The sequence below is a fragment of the Prevotella marseillensis genome (assembly GCF_900625065.1).
Taxonomy (GTDB): Bacteria; Bacteroidota; Bacteroidia; order Bacteroidales; family Bacteroidaceae; genus Prevotella; species Prevotella rara.
The window spans coordinates 2,634,169-2,651,218 of record NZ_UYXY01000001.1; the positions used below are offsets into that span (position 1 = coordinate 2,634,169).

At 49.9% G+C, this 17,050-nt stretch carries 13 protein-coding genes and 2 tRNA genes; 4 read left to right on the forward strand and 11 right to left on the reverse strand.

What is annotated here, in order from left to right; all coding sequences use genetic code 11:
- Position 1 precedes the first annotated feature (1 nt).
- Positions 2-3,016: a SusC/RagA family TonB-linked outer membrane protein gene (locus EJL04_RS10665; RefSeq protein ID WP_125104918.1), complete on the reverse strand. Its 3,015-nt coding sequence runs from the start codon at positions 3,014-3,016 to the stop codon at positions 2-4.
- 260 nt (positions 3,017-3,276) lie between these two features.
- Between EJL04_RS10665 and EJL04_RS10670 the strand changes: the two genes are divergently transcribed.
- Both EJL04_RS10670 and EJL04_RS10675 read left to right on the forward strand, forming a co-directional pair.
- Positions 3,277-4,299, forward strand: coding sequence for a LacI family DNA-binding transcriptional regulator (locus EJL04_RS10670; RefSeq protein ID WP_241209984.1), 1,023 nt, complete (start codon positions 3,277-3,279; stop codon positions 4,297-4,299).
- Positions 4,300-4,397: 98 nt separating this feature from the next.
- Positions 4,398-5,711, forward strand: a complete 1,314-nt coding sequence (locus EJL04_RS10675; protein WP_053398970.1) for an MFS transporter — start codon at positions 4,398-4,400, stop codon at positions 5,709-5,711.
- Between the two features lie 412 nt (positions 5,712-6,123).
- Here EJL04_RS10675 and EJL04_RS10680 read toward each other — a convergent pair whose 3' ends face one another.
- On the reverse strand, positions 6,124-6,600 hold the full coding sequence (locus EJL04_RS10680; RefSeq protein WP_021854377.1) for a hypothetical protein: 477 nt from the start codon (positions 6,598-6,600) through the stop codon (positions 6,124-6,126).
- 863 nt (positions 6,601-7,463) lie between these two features.
- Between EJL04_RS10680 and rbfA the strand changes: the two genes are divergently transcribed.
- Together rbfA and EJL04_RS10690 are read left to right on the forward strand one after the other, a co-directional pair.
- The gene (gene rbfA, locus EJL04_RS10685) at positions 7,464-7,799 is read left to right on the forward strand and encodes a 30S ribosome-binding factor RbfA (protein WP_021854376.1); all 336 of its coding nucleotides are present in this window, start codon (positions 7,464-7,466) and stop codon (positions 7,797-7,799) included.
- Entirely contained in the window at positions 7,796-9,025 is a 1,230-nt protein-coding gene (locus tag EJL04_RS10690) for an FtsX-like permease family protein (RefSeq protein WP_021854375.1), read from the forward strand. The genes rbfA and EJL04_RS10690 overlap by 4 nt, the downstream gene beginning before the upstream one ends.
- Before the next feature lie 147 nt (positions 9,026-9,172).
- Here EJL04_RS10690 and EJL04_RS10695 read toward each other — a convergent pair whose 3' ends face one another.
- The 9 genes from EJL04_RS10695 to pyrE all read right to left on the reverse strand — a co-directional run bounded on the left by EJL04_RS10695 (position 9,173) and on the right by pyrE (position 17,008).
- A complete protein-coding gene (locus EJL04_RS10695) occupies positions 9,173-10,723 on the reverse strand; it encodes a YifB family Mg chelatase-like AAA ATPase (RefSeq protein ID WP_125104919.1) in 1,551 nt (516 codons plus the stop codon).
- A gap of 217 nt (positions 10,724-10,940) precedes the next feature.
- A complete protein-coding gene (locus tag EJL04_RS10700) occupies positions 10,941-11,939 on the reverse strand; it encodes a DUF4369 domain-containing protein (RefSeq protein ID WP_021854373.1) in 999 nt (332 codons plus the stop codon).
- 13 nt (positions 11,940-11,952) lie between these two features.
- On the reverse strand, positions 11,953-13,638 hold the full coding sequence (locus tag EJL04_RS10705; protein WP_125104920.1) for a hypothetical protein: 1,686 nt from the start codon (positions 13,636-13,638) through the stop codon (positions 11,953-11,955).
- A 22-nt stretch (positions 13,639-13,660) separates the two neighbouring features.
- Positions 13,661-13,746: transfer RNA gene (locus EJL04_RS10710), tRNA-Leu, on the reverse strand.
- Positions 13,747-13,754: 8 nt separating this feature from the next.
- Positions 13,755-13,827: transfer RNA gene (locus EJL04_RS10715), tRNA-Gly, on the reverse strand.
- Positions 13,828-13,893: 66 nt separating this feature from the next.
- Entirely contained in the window at positions 13,894-14,463 is a 570-nt protein-coding gene (locus EJL04_RS10720; RefSeq protein WP_125104921.1) for a hypothetical protein, read from the reverse strand.
- Positions 14,460-15,797, reverse strand: a complete 1,338-nt coding sequence (gene argH, locus EJL04_RS10725) for an argininosuccinate lyase (RefSeq protein ID WP_021854370.1) — start codon at positions 15,795-15,797, stop codon at positions 14,460-14,462. The genes EJL04_RS10720 and argH overlap by 4 nt, the downstream gene beginning before the upstream one ends.
- A gap of 106 nt (positions 15,798-15,903) precedes the next feature.
- Positions 15,904-16,320, reverse strand: a complete 417-nt coding sequence (locus tag EJL04_RS10730) for an SRPBCC family protein (protein ID WP_021854369.1) — start codon at positions 16,318-16,320, stop codon at positions 15,904-15,906.
- 55 nt (positions 16,321-16,375) lie between these two features.
- On the reverse strand, positions 16,376-17,008 hold the full coding sequence (gene pyrE, locus EJL04_RS10735; protein ID WP_021854368.1) for an orotate phosphoribosyltransferase: 633 nt from the start codon (positions 17,006-17,008) through the stop codon (positions 16,376-16,378).
- Between the last annotated feature and the right edge of the window lie 42 nt (positions 17,009-17,050).

Below are 17,050 nucleotides of genomic sequence, written 5' to 3' on the forward strand. Positions count from 1 at the left end.
ATTAGAAATTAAGGTTAAGACCAATCTGAACGCTGAATGGACGTGGGTAAGGATTTCTGTCGATACCGCCTGCAACTTCAGGGTCGAGTCCCTTATATTTTGTAATGATGAACGGATTCTGCACAGTTGCGAAAATACGTCCTGAGAAGTAATCCTGTCCTGCATACTTAAGCAGAGCCGGGAACGAATAGCCAAGCGTGATGTTGGTACACTTCAGGTATGATGCGTTGCGTACGAAATAGTCGCTGAGATAATACTCAGTACCGTTTGTTCCGCTGAAGCCGAGGTCAACGGCTGCCTGTGTAGTGTTTGTGAATGCGCTGTTAGAGTAGAGTCCTGATGCGCTTACGGCTGCCCTGTTAGACAGGAAGTCATAGTAAACATAGTTGCCGAGAGATGCGCGGAATGCTGTGCTCAGGTCCCAGTTCTTGTATGTGAACTTCATTGTAAGACCCATGAATACGTCAGCTGCCGGGCTCTTGTAGAAGTAACGGTCATCGTTGTTGATGATGCCGTTGCCGTCGCGGTCAACATATACGCCTTCGAGCGGTTTGCCGTTCTCGTCGTAAACCTGCTGGTAAACCCAGAATGAGTTGGCCGGCTGGCCTACTGTGTGTGCCTGAACGTGAGTGCTGTTACCGCGTGAGATGGTTGAACCAGACTCAACATAATAGTCTTCGTCACCGCCGATAAGCTCTGTAATCTCGTTGTGGTTCCATGCAACGTTATACTGAACGTCCCATACAAAGTCCTTAGTAACGATAGGCTTGGCTCCTACTGTGAATTCAACACCGTAGTTCTCAAGTGAACCGATGTTCTGTGCCATACGCTGACCGAAGTTCATAAGTGTAGGAAGAGTAACCTCCTGGATAAGGTCTGTTGTCTCACGATAGTAAGCATCGATGTTTGCAGTGATGCGGTTGTTCAGGAATGCGAAGTCAAGACCTGCGTTCCATGTTGTTGTTGTCTCCCATGTCAGGTCGGGGTTGTATTTGTTCGGACGCATTGTGTAATAGTATGTGTCGCCGAAAGGATACTGAGCATAAGAGTTGCTGTTTACGTAGAGCGGAGTGTAGAGGAAGTCGTAACCGATATCCTGCTGACCTGTCTGACCCCATCCGAGACGGAGCTTGAACTCGTTCCACCACTTGATGTTCTTCATGAACTTCTCGTCATTGATCTTCCATGCAAGAGCTACAGAGGGGAAATAGCCCCACTTGTGTCCGTCGGCAAAGCGTGAAGAACCGTCGGCACGGATTGTGGCTGTAAGCATATAGCGGTCGAGCAATGTATAGTTGAGACGTCCGAAGTAAGACACCAGAGAGTTGTGTGTGGCCCACTCTGTCTCATTTCTCAGAGCCGGGTTGTTGGCCTCGCCTGTATATGGGTCTGTACCCTGTCCGATGTTGTATCCGCTGCGGTGATAGTGTGACTCCTCGGCACCGGCCATCACGTCGATGTAGTGAGCGCCGAAGGTGTGTGTATACTGTGCATAGGCATTAGCCGTGATGCTGTATTTCCAATAGTAAGTACGGCCGTCCCAGCCATAATAGTTGTTGCTGTAACCGTAAGGAGAATTTATGTCGCTCTGACGGCTTGCAGTATATTGTCCACCATAGCTTGCATGCAGGCGCAGATCCTCAAATCCGTGAATCTTGTAGTCAACCTCAACGTTTGCCGTGAAGTCGTTAGAATGAGCATAGCACTCGTTCTGCTCAAGATATGCAACAGGGTTCTGAGGAGCGTTAGGATTCTTGGTGTAAGCCCAAGAAGGATCGCTGAAGTTTGCCGAAACGATGTTCTGCCAGTAGCCGCCCAGCCACTTGTAAGGCTCGCTGTCGTCCATTACAGGGCGTGTCGGGTCCATTGAAAGCGCACCGCCGATGGCTGCGCCGCTGTCAACATAGCGGTCTTTCTCGGCCATGTACTTGGCAGTGATGTTGAAGTTAAGGTGATCGTCAAGGAATGACGGCGCAAGGTTAACAGAAGCGTTGAAACGGTTCATGAAAGAGTTCTTGATGATACCCTGGTCGCTCTGATAGCCGATAGACACGCGGTAAGGCATGTTCTTGAGTCCGCCGGTCATTGACAAGTTGTGAGATGTGCTGACTGCAGTGCGGAATATCTCGTCCTGCCAGTCGGTGTTTGCATTGCCGAGCATGGCAACGCCGCTCTCGCCGATAACCTTGCCTACGAGTGCGCGGTATTCGTCGCCGTTGAGCACTTCATAGCGTTTCTGAGTTGTTGAAACGGTTACGTCGCCGTTGTAAGAGAATTTAGGACCAGAGCCCTTCTTTCCTTTCTTTGTGGTGATGATGATGACACCATTAGACGCGCGCGAACCGTAGATGGCTGTAGCTGAAGCATCCTTAAGGATGTTGAAAGTCTCGATATCGTTAGGGTTGATCATAGCCAGCACGTTGCTCATACCTGTAGCGGTGTTGTTGTCGATGGTAAGACCGTCGATAACGAGCAGCGGGTCGTTGCTTGCATTAAGAGACGAACCTCCGCGGATGCGGATCTGAGATTCTGAACCCGGGGCACCTCCGCTGGTGATAACATCCACACCGGCAACCTTACCGACAAGCATGTCGGCAGCGTTGTTGGTGATACCTTTACTCATATCATCAGGCTTCATAGCAGAAACAGAACCGGTGAGGTCGCCCTTCTTGACAGTTCCGTAACCGATAACGACAACGTCCTCAAGCAACTGTGAGTCGTCCTGAAGGGCTATCTTCATATTCTGCGATGCTGCCGTCTCCACCGTCTTGTATCCGATGTATGAAACCGACAGCATGCTGCCCGGCTCAGCCTTGATACTGAAGTTTCCGTCAATATCAGTTATCACACCGCCGCCCTGACCTGCAACACGGACAGTAGCTCCGATGATCGGCTCTCCGGAAGCATCTGTAACTTGCCCGGTAATAGTACTTTGGGCAAATGCTCCCACTGATAGGAACAGACCAAACAAGATGGCCAGAATCCTAATAGAGGTTTTCATTTTTACCTGCTTCATCTTCTTGTGGTTTTAAAGTTAACATTAATGATTTATTAATTAAATTGTTTATATTTGCAGTAGTTCAAAAAATAGAGCTTTAAGGTCATTTTTTCTAGCTGCAAAAATACGTTTAGATATGATAAAATTATCTTTTTTTTAGCTAAAAAATACGTTTTGCTCTGTGCAAACGTTTACACAAATAAAACGATATAATAATAATAATGTGAAAGACAAGATAATTGTGTTTTGACTACTTTTGCTTTGTAAAATAAAATCCGATGCCAGAAAAGAACACACCCATAACGATGAAAGACATTGCCAGAGAACTTAAGGTTTCTGTGGCAACGGTTTCGAGGGCACTGAAAGACAGCCCGAGAATCAGCGCAAAAAGGCGCGACGAGATAAGACGATATGCCGAGGAACACAACTTCAGCCCCAACATAATCGCCGAGTCGCTGCGCAACAGACGGGTAATAAAAGTCATTGGAGTGATTGTACCGCAGTTCACCCACTTCTATTTCTCGTCAGTTTTGAGCGGTATCGAAGAGGAGGCCGACAAATACGGCTACCGCATACTCGTGGCGCAGAGCCTTGAACAGTATGACAGAGAGGTGGAAGTGTGCCGCTCGTTCTATGAAAACAAGGTGTGCGGCATACTTGTGTCGCAGGCTATCAACACATCAAAGTACGACCACTTTACCGACCTGATAAACAAGAACGTGCCGCTTGTGTTCTTCGACCGCATCTGCACGGGCATGAACACGTGCCGCGTGGTGGTGGACGACTACATGGGAGCGTTCTCGGCCGTGGAATATCTCATCAAGACCGGATGCAGGCATATAGCCTACTACGGCTCGAGCATGAACCTCGAGATATCGAAGAACAGATACAACGGATGGCACGACGCGCTGCGCAAGTACGGCATAGACCCCGACAGCTGCGTGAAAAGATTCTGCGACAACCGAGAACATGCTGAAAGGATTACGCCCGAGGTGCTCAACATGGAGGACAGGCCCGACGCCTTCTTCGCCGTCAACGACGACACGGCCATCGGCATAATGTACACGGCAAAGCACATGGGACTGCGCATCCCTGAGGACATCTCGGTGTGCGGATTCACCAACGGACAGCGTGCCATTGCCTGCGACCCTATGCTCACCACGGTCGAACAGAACGGCAAAGAGGTGGGCAGACAGGCTGCATCTATTCTGATAGGCAAGGCCGAGGGCAGAATACCGCTCGACAAGATTGAGAAAAGAGTGGTAAGAACAAGACTCGTGGTGCGCGGGTCGACAAAATAACAGCTGAATACACTGACAACTGCGGCACATTAGCCGCGGCAACAGCAAGCATATAATAACATAAATAAAAATAAACGCCTTAAACTATGAGTTCTAACTTGAAGAAGAAACCCGACCTGAGTTTCGCAACGCTCTGGAATCTGAGCTTCGGCTTCTTCGGCGTGCAGATTGCCTACGCACTGCAGAGCGCCAACATCAGCCGAATTTTCGCAACGCTGGGGGCCGACCCTCACAATCTTAGCTACTTTTGGATATTGCCTCCGCTTATGGGCATCATCGTGCAGCCTATAGTGGGCACGCTGAGCGACAAGACGTGGTGCCGCTTCGGCCGGCGCATACCTTATCTGTTTGTCGGCGCACTGGTGGCCGTACTCGTCATGTGCCTGCTGCCCAACGCCGGCTCTCTCGGCATGGCTGTCAGCACGGCCATGGTGTTCGGTCTTATCTCGCTGATGTTTCTCGACACGAGCATCAACATGGCCATGCAGCCGTTCAAGATGCTCGTGGGCGACATGGTGAACGAGAAGCAGAAAGCCCTGGCCTACTCTATACAGAGCTTTCTGTGCAACGCCGGCTCGCTGGTGGGCTATGTGTTCCCGTTCCTGTTCACGTTCCTCGGCATAAGCAACGTGGCTGCAAAGGGCGTAGTGCCCGACTCGGTGATCTATTCGTTCTACATCGGAGCCGCCATCCTCATCCTGTGCGTCATCTACACGTCGGCAAAGGTGAAGGAGATGCCGCCGAAAGAGTATGCAGAATATCACGGACTCGACAAGCCGCTTAACGAAGAGAAGGTGAACGTCGTGAAACTGCTGCGCAACGCGCCGAAGGCTTTCTGGACAGTAGGTCTGGTGCAGTTCTTCAGCTGGGCTGCATTCCTGTATATGTGGAACTACACCAACGGTGCCATAGCCGAAACATGCTGGCAGACCACCGACCCTACGTCGGCAGGATTTCAGGAGGCCGGCAACTGGGTCGGCATTCTGTTTGCGGTGCAGGCAATAGGCAGCGTGGTGTGGGCTATGGCTCTGCCGCGCTTCTCTAACCGCAAGATGGCCTACGCCCTCAGCCTCGTGCTAGGCGGCATAGGCTTCCTGATGATTCCTTACATCAGCGACCAGTATGTTCTCTTCATCCCTTATCTTCTGATAGGATGTGCCTGGGCTGCAATGCTGGCCATGCCGTTCACCATCGTCACCAACGCCCTCAACGGCAGCCACATGGGTGCCTATCTCGGTCTGTTCAACGGCACGATATGCATCCCGCAGATCATAGCGGCAGCACTCGGCGGCGTGGTCCTCACGCTTGTAGGCAGCGCACAGAGCCACATGATGATTGTGGCCGGTGTGTTCCTCATCATCGGTGCGGCATGTGTCGGAATAATTAAAGAGACTATAGGCGAAAGCGAATAACAAGGACATGCTGCGCCACGGCGCCGGCATGAGCAGCTTAATCAGCCTGCGAATACTGCACATGGGGCATACATAAATCGTAAACAGCATTATTCGCAGGCATAAATAAAGCATTTCGCGATTTTGCACTAATCGCAGACAAAATCACTTTTCAAGAGTGATTATTCAAGATTTTGCCGGAGCCGGCCTGCTGTTACACTGCATAAAAAGCATGTAGCAAGCAGACCTGCTCCGGCAAATTTTATGTTACATCCCGAGGTTAAACTAAAGTCTGTCATCAGTATCCGGCAGGAATGCTCTCACGGCAATGCCGCACGCAGACACAACAGCCTGCATGCTGCCATGCCGACAAAGCCGGCGCGGCAGGGCTGTAACAGATAAAAGAATAAAGATGTTGCAGGGCTACGGCACATCAAAGGGCATCATCGTGCATCTGCCTGCCCTCGCTGTAACCCTCGTCGTAACCTTCCTCATAGCCATCTTCATAACATTCCTGAAGCTTGCCTGAGTAGTCTGAAGCGTTTTCGCTGTAGTGAGTTTCGTATTTCTCACCCACTTCGCCGTCTTCCATGCCGTCGTTATATCCGGCCTCCATTCCTTCGCGGCGTGCCGTTTCCTGTGGCGTCTCCTCTGTACGGGGCAATTGTCTTGTAGTTACGGCAGGCTTGTCTGCGGCTGCATTATGGCGCAGCTGCCCGGTGTCGCGCATGATAATCGACGACGGCTGCTGCTGATGCACACTGTCGCCACAACGGTCGAGCGCAAAGACAGACACCAAGACCACAACAACGGCTATAATCGCAATGGTTTCGCCAGTTTCTCCATACCACGGCTTGCGGCGTTTACCATTGCGCCCACGCGTTTCTTCGTCGGCATTATTATTTTTCATAGAACTGCATTTTAAGGTTTTGTCGGTGGCAAAAATAGTTATTTTCAGCAATATACGCAACCACTTAATATTAAAACATAGTTAAATGAGAAAACTTAACATATCCCGTATATGCATTATGAGATATAATCGGCAACGATTATCAGCAGCTTCCCAAACGTAAATTTTAGTTAAACCGATATCTTTTATATTAACACTTTTATGCCTACTTTTTTCATTCCGGAGTCAAAACATCGGTTCAGGATACGAAAAAGCGGGCATAAACGTCATTTACACATAAGCATCTATATATCAACGGTTTACAATAACTAAGCCGTAAATACAAATCGTCTAAAACCCGGATTTGCGCCTGAAATCATGCAAAAAGCCACGTTTCAGAGCGCAAAAGGGTACGTTTTACATCACAACTTAATGCCTTTTAGAAGCTAAAATAGTGATTTTAGCGGTGCGAATAGTATATATAATCACAGCAACTATACATATTCTCACATTTCAACAGGCAAAATTCATAAACAGAAAGCGCATTTTTTAATTTATTAGAGGAAAAACACTGCTCATTAAAATATTAAATACAGAAAGAATAAAATAGCCTATATGCAAACTAACGTTAACAGAATTAGGCATCAACATAATGTTTATTTTACAAGAAAAAGCATGACGGCAGCACTAATGCGGACAAATTATGCCACACTGTACACCCGTGTCATCAGTACGGACAGAAGACCGGCACAGCACTAAAGGCAAAAAATAACCTTAAAGCATGGGCTTGTCTCAGTTTTTTTTAGTAAGTTTGCACAAAACAAACAGCCTCCGCCAAACCGGACGGCAGATAACATAAAGATAACGTAAAAAGAAAAATCAATATGCAGGAAACAAGACAAAACCGCATTGCAAGACTGTTGCAAAAAGAACTGAGCCTGATATTCCAGTCGCAGACAAGAGGCATGAGAGGCACGATGGTGAGCGTTACGCGCTGCCGCATCAGTCCCGACCTTAGCATCTGCACGGCATATCTGAGCATATTTCCGCCCGAGAAGTCGGAAGAACTGATAAAGAACATCACGGCTAACGAGAAAACCATACGCTACGAACTGGGTACGCGCGTGAGAAACCAGCTGAGAATTATCCCCGAGCTGCGCTTCTTCATCGACGACTCTCTTGACTATATCGAGCACATTGACGAGCTGCTGAAGAAATGAATTTTCCATTCTACATAGCACGCCGCTATCTCTTTTCAAAGAAGAGCACGCACGTCATCAACATCATCAGCGGCATCAGCGTCGTAGGTGTGGCCGTGGCCACAATGGCGCTGGTGGTAACTCTCAGTGTGTTCAACGGCTTTCACGACCTCGTGGCGTCGCTGCTGACATCGTTCGACCCGCAGATTGAGATTGTACCTACTAAAGGAAAGACAGCCCCGGCAGACGACCCTATACTGACAAAGATACGCAACCTGCCGCAGGTCGACGTGGCAACGGAGAGCGTGGAAGACCAGGCTATGGCCATATACAAGGGCAGGCAGGCCATGATTAAGGTGAAGGGCGTTGAGGATAACTTCAGCGAGCTGTCGCACATCAACGACATTCTGTATGGCGACGGCGAGTTTTCGCTGCATGCCGCCAATCTCCAGTTTGGCGTTGTGGGCATCCGCCTTGCCGACAACCTTGGCATGACGGCCGACTGGGACGGACAGCTGAAGATATATGCTCCAAAGCGCGAGGGACAGCTCGACCTGATGAATCCTACCGAAGGATTTGTTGAAGATTCGGTGATTTCGCCCGGTGTGGTGTTTTCCGTTAAACAAGCGCGCTACGACCGCGACTACGTATTGACTTCGATAGCATTCGCACGCAATTTGTTCGGTCAGCAGGGCATGCTCTCGCAGCTTGAAATCAGACTCAAGCCGGGCAGCGATCTTGACGCCGTAAAGGCTGAAATGCAGAAAATTGCGGGCAGCAAGTATCGCGTTCTCGACCGTATGGAGCAGCAGGCTGACACGTTCAAGATTATGAAGATAGAGAAGTTTATCGCCTATATCTTCCTTACGTTCATCCTTGCCGTGGCTTGCTTCAACATCATAGGCTCACTGTCGATGCTGATTATCGACAAGAAGAACGACGTGGTTACGCTGCGCAACATGGGCGCGAGCGACAAGCAGATAGTAAGGATATTCTTGTTTGAAGGCCGCATGATATCGGCAATCGGAGCCATACTCGGCATATTAGTCGGCCTGTTGCTGTGCTGGCTGCAGCAGGTTTACGGACTTGTTTCGCTGGGACGCAGCAGCGGCTCATTCATCGTGGATGCCTATCCGGTGAGCGTTCATCCTGAGGACATCATCATAATATTCATAACGGTGCTTGCCGTTGGCTTTGCCTCGGTGTGGTATCCCGTAAGATATTTCGCCAAAAGACTCATTCAATAAAAGATTCTACACTAAGAAAAAATAAAAAAGGAAACATGAATGTTCAGGATTTTTATACCTACATTCATGTTTCCTTTTATTTACTGTCAATTATAAAGGTCTACTGTTATTTAATTTTTTCTGCTGTAAAGCCGGCAGCAACATTCCTTATGCGCCTCCGCGCTCGGCCCAGTCGCTCCTGTCGAGGTTACGATAGCTTATGGCTTCAGCCAGATGTTGCGGCAACACACGCTCTGAAGCCTCAAGATCGGCTATGGTGCGCGCCACTTTCAGTATGCGGTTATAGGCTCGGGCAGAAAGGTTGAGCCTCTCCATGGCCATGCGCAGCATCTCAATGCCGTCTTCGCCGGGCTCGGCATACTGGTGTATCATGCGCTCGCTCATCTGCGCATTGCAGTGAACACCCTTGCATTCCCTGAATCTTTCCTCCTGTATGTGGCGAGCCTTGATAACCCTTTCGCGTATTACGTCGCTGCTCTCGCCCGGTGCTGCACGAGATATGTCCTTGAAGGGCACGGGCGTTATCTCTATCTGTATGTCGATGCGGTCGAGAAGCGGACCGCTGATTTTGTTCATATAGCGCTGTATCTGTCCCGGCGTGCACACACAATGGTGGGTAGGATCGTTGTAATATCCGCACGGACACGGGTTCATCGAGGCCACGAACATGAACGAACAGGGATACTCTATGGTGTATTTTGCTCTCGAAATGGTTATCTTGCGGTCTTCCAACGGCTGGCGCAGCATCTCAAGAGTTGACTTGTTAAACTCCGGAAGTTCGTCGGCAAAGAGCACGCCGTTGTGTGCAAGCGATATTTCGCCGGGCTGCGGATTCATTCCTCCGCCGACGAGTGCCACCTGTGATATGGTGTGATGCGGCGAACGGAACGGCCGCTGTGATATCAGCGACATGTTTTTACCCAGCTTTCCAGCAACAGAATGCACCTGCGTAGTCTCAAGACTTTCGGCCAGTGAGAGCGGAGGTAATATCGACGGAAGGCGCTTGGCCATCATTGACTTGCCGCTTCCGGGCGGACCTATCATTATCATATTGTGGCCTCCTGCAGCCGCAACTTCCATAGCGCGCTTAACGTTTTCCTGCCCTCTAACGTCTGCAAAATCAAGTTCGAAATGGCTCTGATGCTCGTAAAACTCGCGCCGCGTGTCGACAATAGTAGGCTTATAGTCGCCCTCACCGTTCAGGAAGTTCACAACATCCATTATGCTCTCCATGCCGTAGACGTCAAGGTTGTTCACCACGGCAGCCTCTCTTTCGTTCTGTTTGGGCACAATCAGTCCCTTAAACTTTTCCTTACGTGCCCTGATAGATATCGGCAGAGCACCTTTCACGGGCTGTATCATGCCGTCGAGCCCAAGCTCACCTACTATCATATACTCCGACAGCATATCTGGCTTCACCTTTCCGATAGCAGCCAGGATGCCTATTGCCAGCGGCAGGTCGTAGCTGCTGCCTTCTTTACGGAGATCGGCGGGAGCCATATTCACGGTAATGTCGGCAACGGGAAACTTTATACCATTATTCTGTAGGGCAGCCACAATACGGTCGCGGCTCTCCTTCACAGCTGTATCCGCAAGGCCGGAGAGATGATAAAGCACACCTCGCGACACGCTAACCTCAACGGTAACGGTTGTTACGTCGAGGCCATTGACGGCCGCACAATAAGTTTTTACAAGCATATATCACCAATTATCCAATTAATCTTGTGTCAATTACAAATCGAGTTAGCTGCGAAAAACCGCGCTAACTCTACAAATGTATTCATATAGCAATAATGTCTGTAGCTCAGAAACAGACAAAAGTTCATGCTGAAACCCCAACTGCCGGCATCACCAATGTCACAAATTCGCACCTCACAATAATGTGCAGACAATGGCAAACGGCAAAAGCACAGCGTTAATTAAGCAGTACCTTGAGCTTAGTTTCAAGCTCATTGATGTTCAGGCTGCGCTCTACAATTCGTCCTTGCGCATTATATACAATGTTGTCTGCCACGCGTCCAAGGCCGAAGGTCTCAAGAAGCGGACTCTCAAACATAAGCTGATCGCATATTACAGGCGATGCCGTAGAGTCACTGCGCACAGCAAAACTGCATGTACGCTTGCTTGCATCAAGGCTTATGCCCATCAGCGCAAGTTTATTTCCATACTCATTTTTCAGTCTAAGCAGCCTGTCGCGCATGTTACGGCTTTCATAGCTCCACTCTGCCCATGTATAGACAACGGCAACTTTACCCTGAAGATATGAAGCGGAAATGTTCTTTCCGTTGATATCCTGTGCAGAGAACGACGGTATTCTGGCTCCACCCGCATTGTTTTTCATCATCTTCACATAACGCACAATGCGTGCAACCTCACCGTTCTTCGGCTGCGCTTTGTAAACTATATCAGCCAAACTTGCAGCCTTGTCAAGGTTTACATCAGGAACGAGGATAAAGTATTTCTTAAGAACATACACGCTGGCAGCCGTAGCCGGATTGTTTTTCACAAAATTCTCAGCATAAGACATCTCCTCAGGAGGCGACGCCTTTACGAGCTGCTGACGGAAAGCCGTCATAAGTTCGTTCTCCTTTGTACCTTCAATCTCAATTTCCTTAAGGTGTGATGCGTCACCCTTTACGGAAACAGACTTGCCCGGCTCGGCAAAGACCGGCACTTCGGAGAAGTTTGGAAATACGATGACGAGCGTGCCGCTCTCCTTGCATTGCGTCTCAAAAGTGAAGCGTCCGCCTTCAACCTTTATCGTGTCAATGCCGTCGAACACACCGTCAGGACTGTAAACATAAAACTCACCTTGGTTAAGGTTGAGTAGTCGGCCATCCAAGTTGAAATAGCCTCTGCGTGTTCCGCAGGCAACCAAAACCAAGGTGAGCGTAAGATATATCAATCGCTTCATGCGTCAGCGATGTTTACTTGCTTATTTTAGCCAGCTCAAGATCGTTGTTTGCGTATGTTGCAAGTGAAGGATCTTTCTGCAGAGCGCTCTTCAGATAAGAAGAAGCTGCGCTGTCGTTGCCCTGACGAGCATTCAGGATAGCCTGCAGATAGTCTGTCATAGCGTCCTTGTTCTTGATGCTGTTCAGAGTGTTAGCTGCACCGGCATAGTTCTTGTTAAGAATCTGAGCCAAAGCAGTTGTGTTGCAGTTGATACCGTTGAGGTTCTGCTCAGCTGTAGCATAGTCACCCTTAGCGAGGTTCAGAGTACCGAGAACCTTGTTGTAGTCACCAGCTCCGTTAGCCTTAGCGATATAGTTTTCAGCCTCGCTTACGTTGCCGTTCTTCAGTGCCATCAAGCCAAGGTTAGCGTTAGTCTCAGCAGCATTGCCGTTGATTGACTGAGCCTTAGCCAGATAGTTCTTAGCTTCAGCGTCGTTGCCCTTAGCGAACTCGATAGCAGCAACGTTGTTGTAAGCACGGTAATCGTTAGGATAAACCTCGATAGTCTTCTTGTAGATAGCCTCCTGAGCGTCTACGTTGTCCTCAAGAGTAGCTGAGTAAAGAAGTTCGTCAACGCTAAGCTTTGTAGCGTCAGCCTTATACTGCTCCTTAATCTGCTCGTCGCTGCGGCCGATTGTCTCATAGTTGATGATCAGGCGAGAACGACGGAGTTCAGGAAGAATACCGTCAGCGAGCTCACGGAAACCTGCAGACATGTTGCGGATCTGCTGCTCACGCTCTTCAGGATCCTGATACATAGAAAGAACTCGGAGGATTACGTCCTTGTCCTGGATGTCAGAAGCCTGAACAAGCTGCTGGAAGCCTTCCCAGTCCTGTGCAGTATATTTACCGGTAACGTCAGACTGAACCTTAGCGCTCTTAAGCTGTTTCTTAGCGTAGTCTACAGAAACATCCTGACGTTTGCTAGCCAATTTGTCGTTGAAGTCGAATCCACCATCAGGAGAAGCGTAAGCCAAAACCTCTACGTTCTTGATGTTCAGACCTTCCTTATCAGCGTTGATCTTCTTAAGCAGCTCAACAAACTCCTTAACAGAGTTGTTCTTCAGCTCGCTCTTGCGCAGGTTAGCCTGGTTGATGAGGAACTTAATCTGAGCAGCCTGTCTCTGATCTCTAACACGCTGGAATGTGTCGGGAGCGATGCAAGCGCCGCTTCCGGCGAGAGTATTCTTATAAAGTTCAGATGTAGCGATAACACCTTCAGCAACCTTAACAGCAGGAATCTCTACCATCTTCTTCTTTTTGCCAACATAAGCATCGAAAGTCATATAAAGGTCGCTCTTCTGCATTTCGGGAACATACTTGAAGTTAGACTTCATTGTATAGTTACCTCCAGCCTTGTAAGCAATTGTCTGGTCGTTGCCCTCAACCTTTTCGCCCTGGAACTTGGCAGCCTGACCCTGTGCAGCCTGTCCGTTGCCATAACGCAGTTCGGGGATAACTGTAACCATAGCCTTTTTCTTCATGTACTTCTCGGGGAATGTACCATTGATTGTTACAGCCACCTGTCCACCTCTAGACTCGAGCGGATTAGGTGTAACATTGAAATTGTCAGCAGACAACTCTCCAAGCTTAGAAGAGCAAGAAGACAGTGCAATCACTGATGCTGCCGATAAGAATAAGATAAGATTTTTTTTCATAATGAAAGGTTTTAGATATAAGTGCCGCGAGCGGGACTCGAACCCGCACAGCCATTACTGGCCAAGGGATTTTAAGTCCCTCGTGTCTACCAATTCCACCATTGCGGCTCCACTAGAGCGGAAAACGGGACTCGGACCCGCGACCCCGACCTTGGCAAGGTCGTGCTCTACCAACTGAGCTATTTCCGCATTAGAGCAGTGCAAAGATAAGTTTATTTCTCGAAAGAGCAAACTAATTTACACATTTTAATACTCTCACTGCCCATTAATGACCGAAAGCACGCCTGTCGGGCCCGTTGTACTGCATCTGTAGCGTATAAGTTTGTCTCCGGGATCGCCGCTGGATATGATTCCACCGTTGTTCATGTCGTACACGCGCTTGCAGCTCTTGCATGTCGCCTTGCCGGTTGTGTCCATCGTAAGTCCGTAGCGCGGCAGGTTGCTCTCCTTGTAGCAGTTGGGGCACTGATTGTCGTAGGCATAGAAGATGGCCGGCGAGTTTAGGTTGCCGTAGCCCACGATAATTCCACTCTCGTTATATGCCCCGAGGATTAGCGTGCGCTGCTCGTCGACGGCATTGAATGCCACGCGTTCGGTCTGTCCGGGAGCGGTGTTTGTGTTGAACACGAAATATCTTCCGCTAACTGCCGCATGGCAGAACACGCCGGGCGAAAGCGAATTCATGGCCGTGCCAAGCATAGGACTGCGGTTGGCGCTGTTGTCGAATATGAAGTAGCAAGAGTCGCTGCTGAACTCAAACTCGGCATCGTCACACGACACGAAGAGTGCCAGAAGGACTATTATATAATAGGTGTACTTTTTCATTTCAGTAAGTTTTTCTCAGCATTTTCCATTTTCTCGAAGTGGAAACCGTCGAGACACTGCTCCATGAGAGCCTGTATCTTGTCGTTGCAGAGGTTTCCGATAGAGCCTTCGTGGGTGTGGTGTATGTTCTTGTCGGGCACGAACTGACCTGCCTCGATGTCGAGTCCAACCTTCTTGTAAGCGTCTCTGAAGGGCATGCCGGCAGCCGCAAGGCGGTTTACTTCCTCAACGGAGAACATGAGGTCGTACATCTTGTTGTCGAGGATGTTGCGGTTTACTTCCATCTTGTTGATGATGTAGGCAGCCATCTGCAGGCAGTCCTTAAGCTCGTCGAAAGCAGGAAGGAACGACTCCTTGATAATCTGCAGGTCGCGGAAATAGCCGCACGGCAGGTTGTTCATTATCAGCACAATCTGCTGCGGCAGGGCCTGCAGCTTGTTGCATTTGGCGCGTATCAGCTCGAACACGTCGGGATTCTTCTTGTGGGGCATAATGCTGCTGCCTGTGGTACACTCCTTCGGGAGCTTGACGAACGAGAAGTTCTGGCTGTTGAACATGCAGGCGTCGAATGCCATCTTGGCCACCGTGCCGGCTATCGACGCCATGGCAAATGCCACGTTGCGCTCTGTCTTGCCGCGCCCCATCTGGGCGTACACCACGTTATAGTTCATCGTGTCGAAGCCCAGCAGCTCGGTTGTCATGGTGCGGTTGAGCGGGAACGACGAGCCGTAGCCAGCAGCGCTGCCCAGCGGATTGCGGTTGGTCATGCGCCATGCAGCCTGCAGGAAGAGCATGTCGTCGGCAAGGCTCTCGGCATAGGCTCCGAACCAAAGGCCGAACGAGCTGGGCATTGCCACCTGAAGATGGGTGTAGCCTGGCATGAGCACGTCTTTAAACTGATTGCTCTTTTCTATCAGCTCATCGAAAAGCACCTTGACGAGCATTGCGATGTCTCTGATTTCATGACGGATGAAGAGTTTCAGGTCTACCAGCACCTGGTCGTTGCGCGAGCGTCCGCTGTGAATCTTCTTGCCCATGTCGCCAAGCTTGCGCGTAAGCATGAGCTCCACCTGCGAATGAACATCCTCTACGCCGTCCTCAATGACAAACTCGCCGCGCTCGCACACGGCATAGATGTTCTTCAGTTCGGCCAGAAGTGCCTTAAGCTCGTCGCTGCCAAGCAGTCCGATCGACTCGAGCATGGTGATGTGTGCCATTGAGCCCAGCACGTCATACTTGGCCAGATACATGTCCATCTCGCGGTCGCGCCCTACGGTGAACCGCTCTATATCTTCGTTAATTCCGTAATTTTTCTCCCAAAGTTTATTTGACATCGCAATACTAATTTTATCATAATGCCCCACTGCGGCCGGCGTCTGCGCGCCCGGCCGTAATGGGGCTGCATTTATTATATAAGGTATAAGCCCTAAACTCCGCGGCCTACTCGTAAGGAATGGCTGCCAGCGCGTCGGCAATCTTGTCAACGCCGTCCTGCAGCTTGCTGCCTATCATGGGCTTCAGGAACATGGGTATGTCGGCCTTAACCGTAACCTTCATCTTGCTTGTGGTGTCGGTTACGGGCAAGAGCTGTATCCACATGGTGAAAGGCACGGGCGAGTTGGCCGTCTCGAACTTTATGCACTTGGGTTCTTCGCGCTCGATGATGTTGAGCGTTATGCTGCCCACGGGCGGCACGCTCACCGACACGCTGTCGCGACTGAACGTCAGGTCATTGATCTTGTCGGCCGGTATGCGGTCTTTCACCTTCTCGATGTTCTCGAGATTGCTAAGCCGCTCATAAACATTCTGCTGCGGATATGGTATCTGCTTCACTCCGCTCTCATACTTGCTGCTCATGTCTCTATTTGTGTTATCCACACCGCCGCAGGCTGCGGCGTATGTGCTGTTAGTGTTATTTCTTCCAGTTAGCAGGATCCTTGCGCCACTCGTGCAGCAGCTCTACGTCGGCCTCAGAGATATATCCTGTCTCAACAGCCTCAGCCACTACGTGCTCATAGTCGGTAAGAGTTACCAGCTCTACGCCGGCATCCTCGAACGCCTTCTGTGCAACGGGGAATCCGTAAGTGTAAGATGCAACCATACCTACCACCTCGACGCCTGCCTGGCGCAGAGCCTCAACAGCCTTAAGGCTGCTTCCGCCTGTAGATATAAGGTCTTCAACGACAACCACCTTTGCGCCTTCGGGCAGCTCACCCTCAATGAGGTTGCCCATGCCGTGGTCTTTAGCCTTGCTGCGGACATAAACGAACGGCAGACCGAGAGCATCGGCCACGAGCGCTCCCTGAGCTATGGCTCCTGTGGCAACGCCGGCAACGGCATCAGCCTGCGGGAAATGCTCAAGCACTGCATGCACAAGCTCGAGCTTCACATAGCTGCGCAGGTCAGGATACGACAGGGCCTTGCGGTTATCGCAATAGAAGGGCGACTTCCATCCCGAAGCCCATGTGAACGGATTGTTTGGCTGAAGCTTTATAGCCTTTATCTTCAGCAGCTTTGATGCAAATGCTTTTTTCAGTGTGTCCATATTTGTATTGTTTTTATTGTTTTATATTATGCCGGGCGGCGC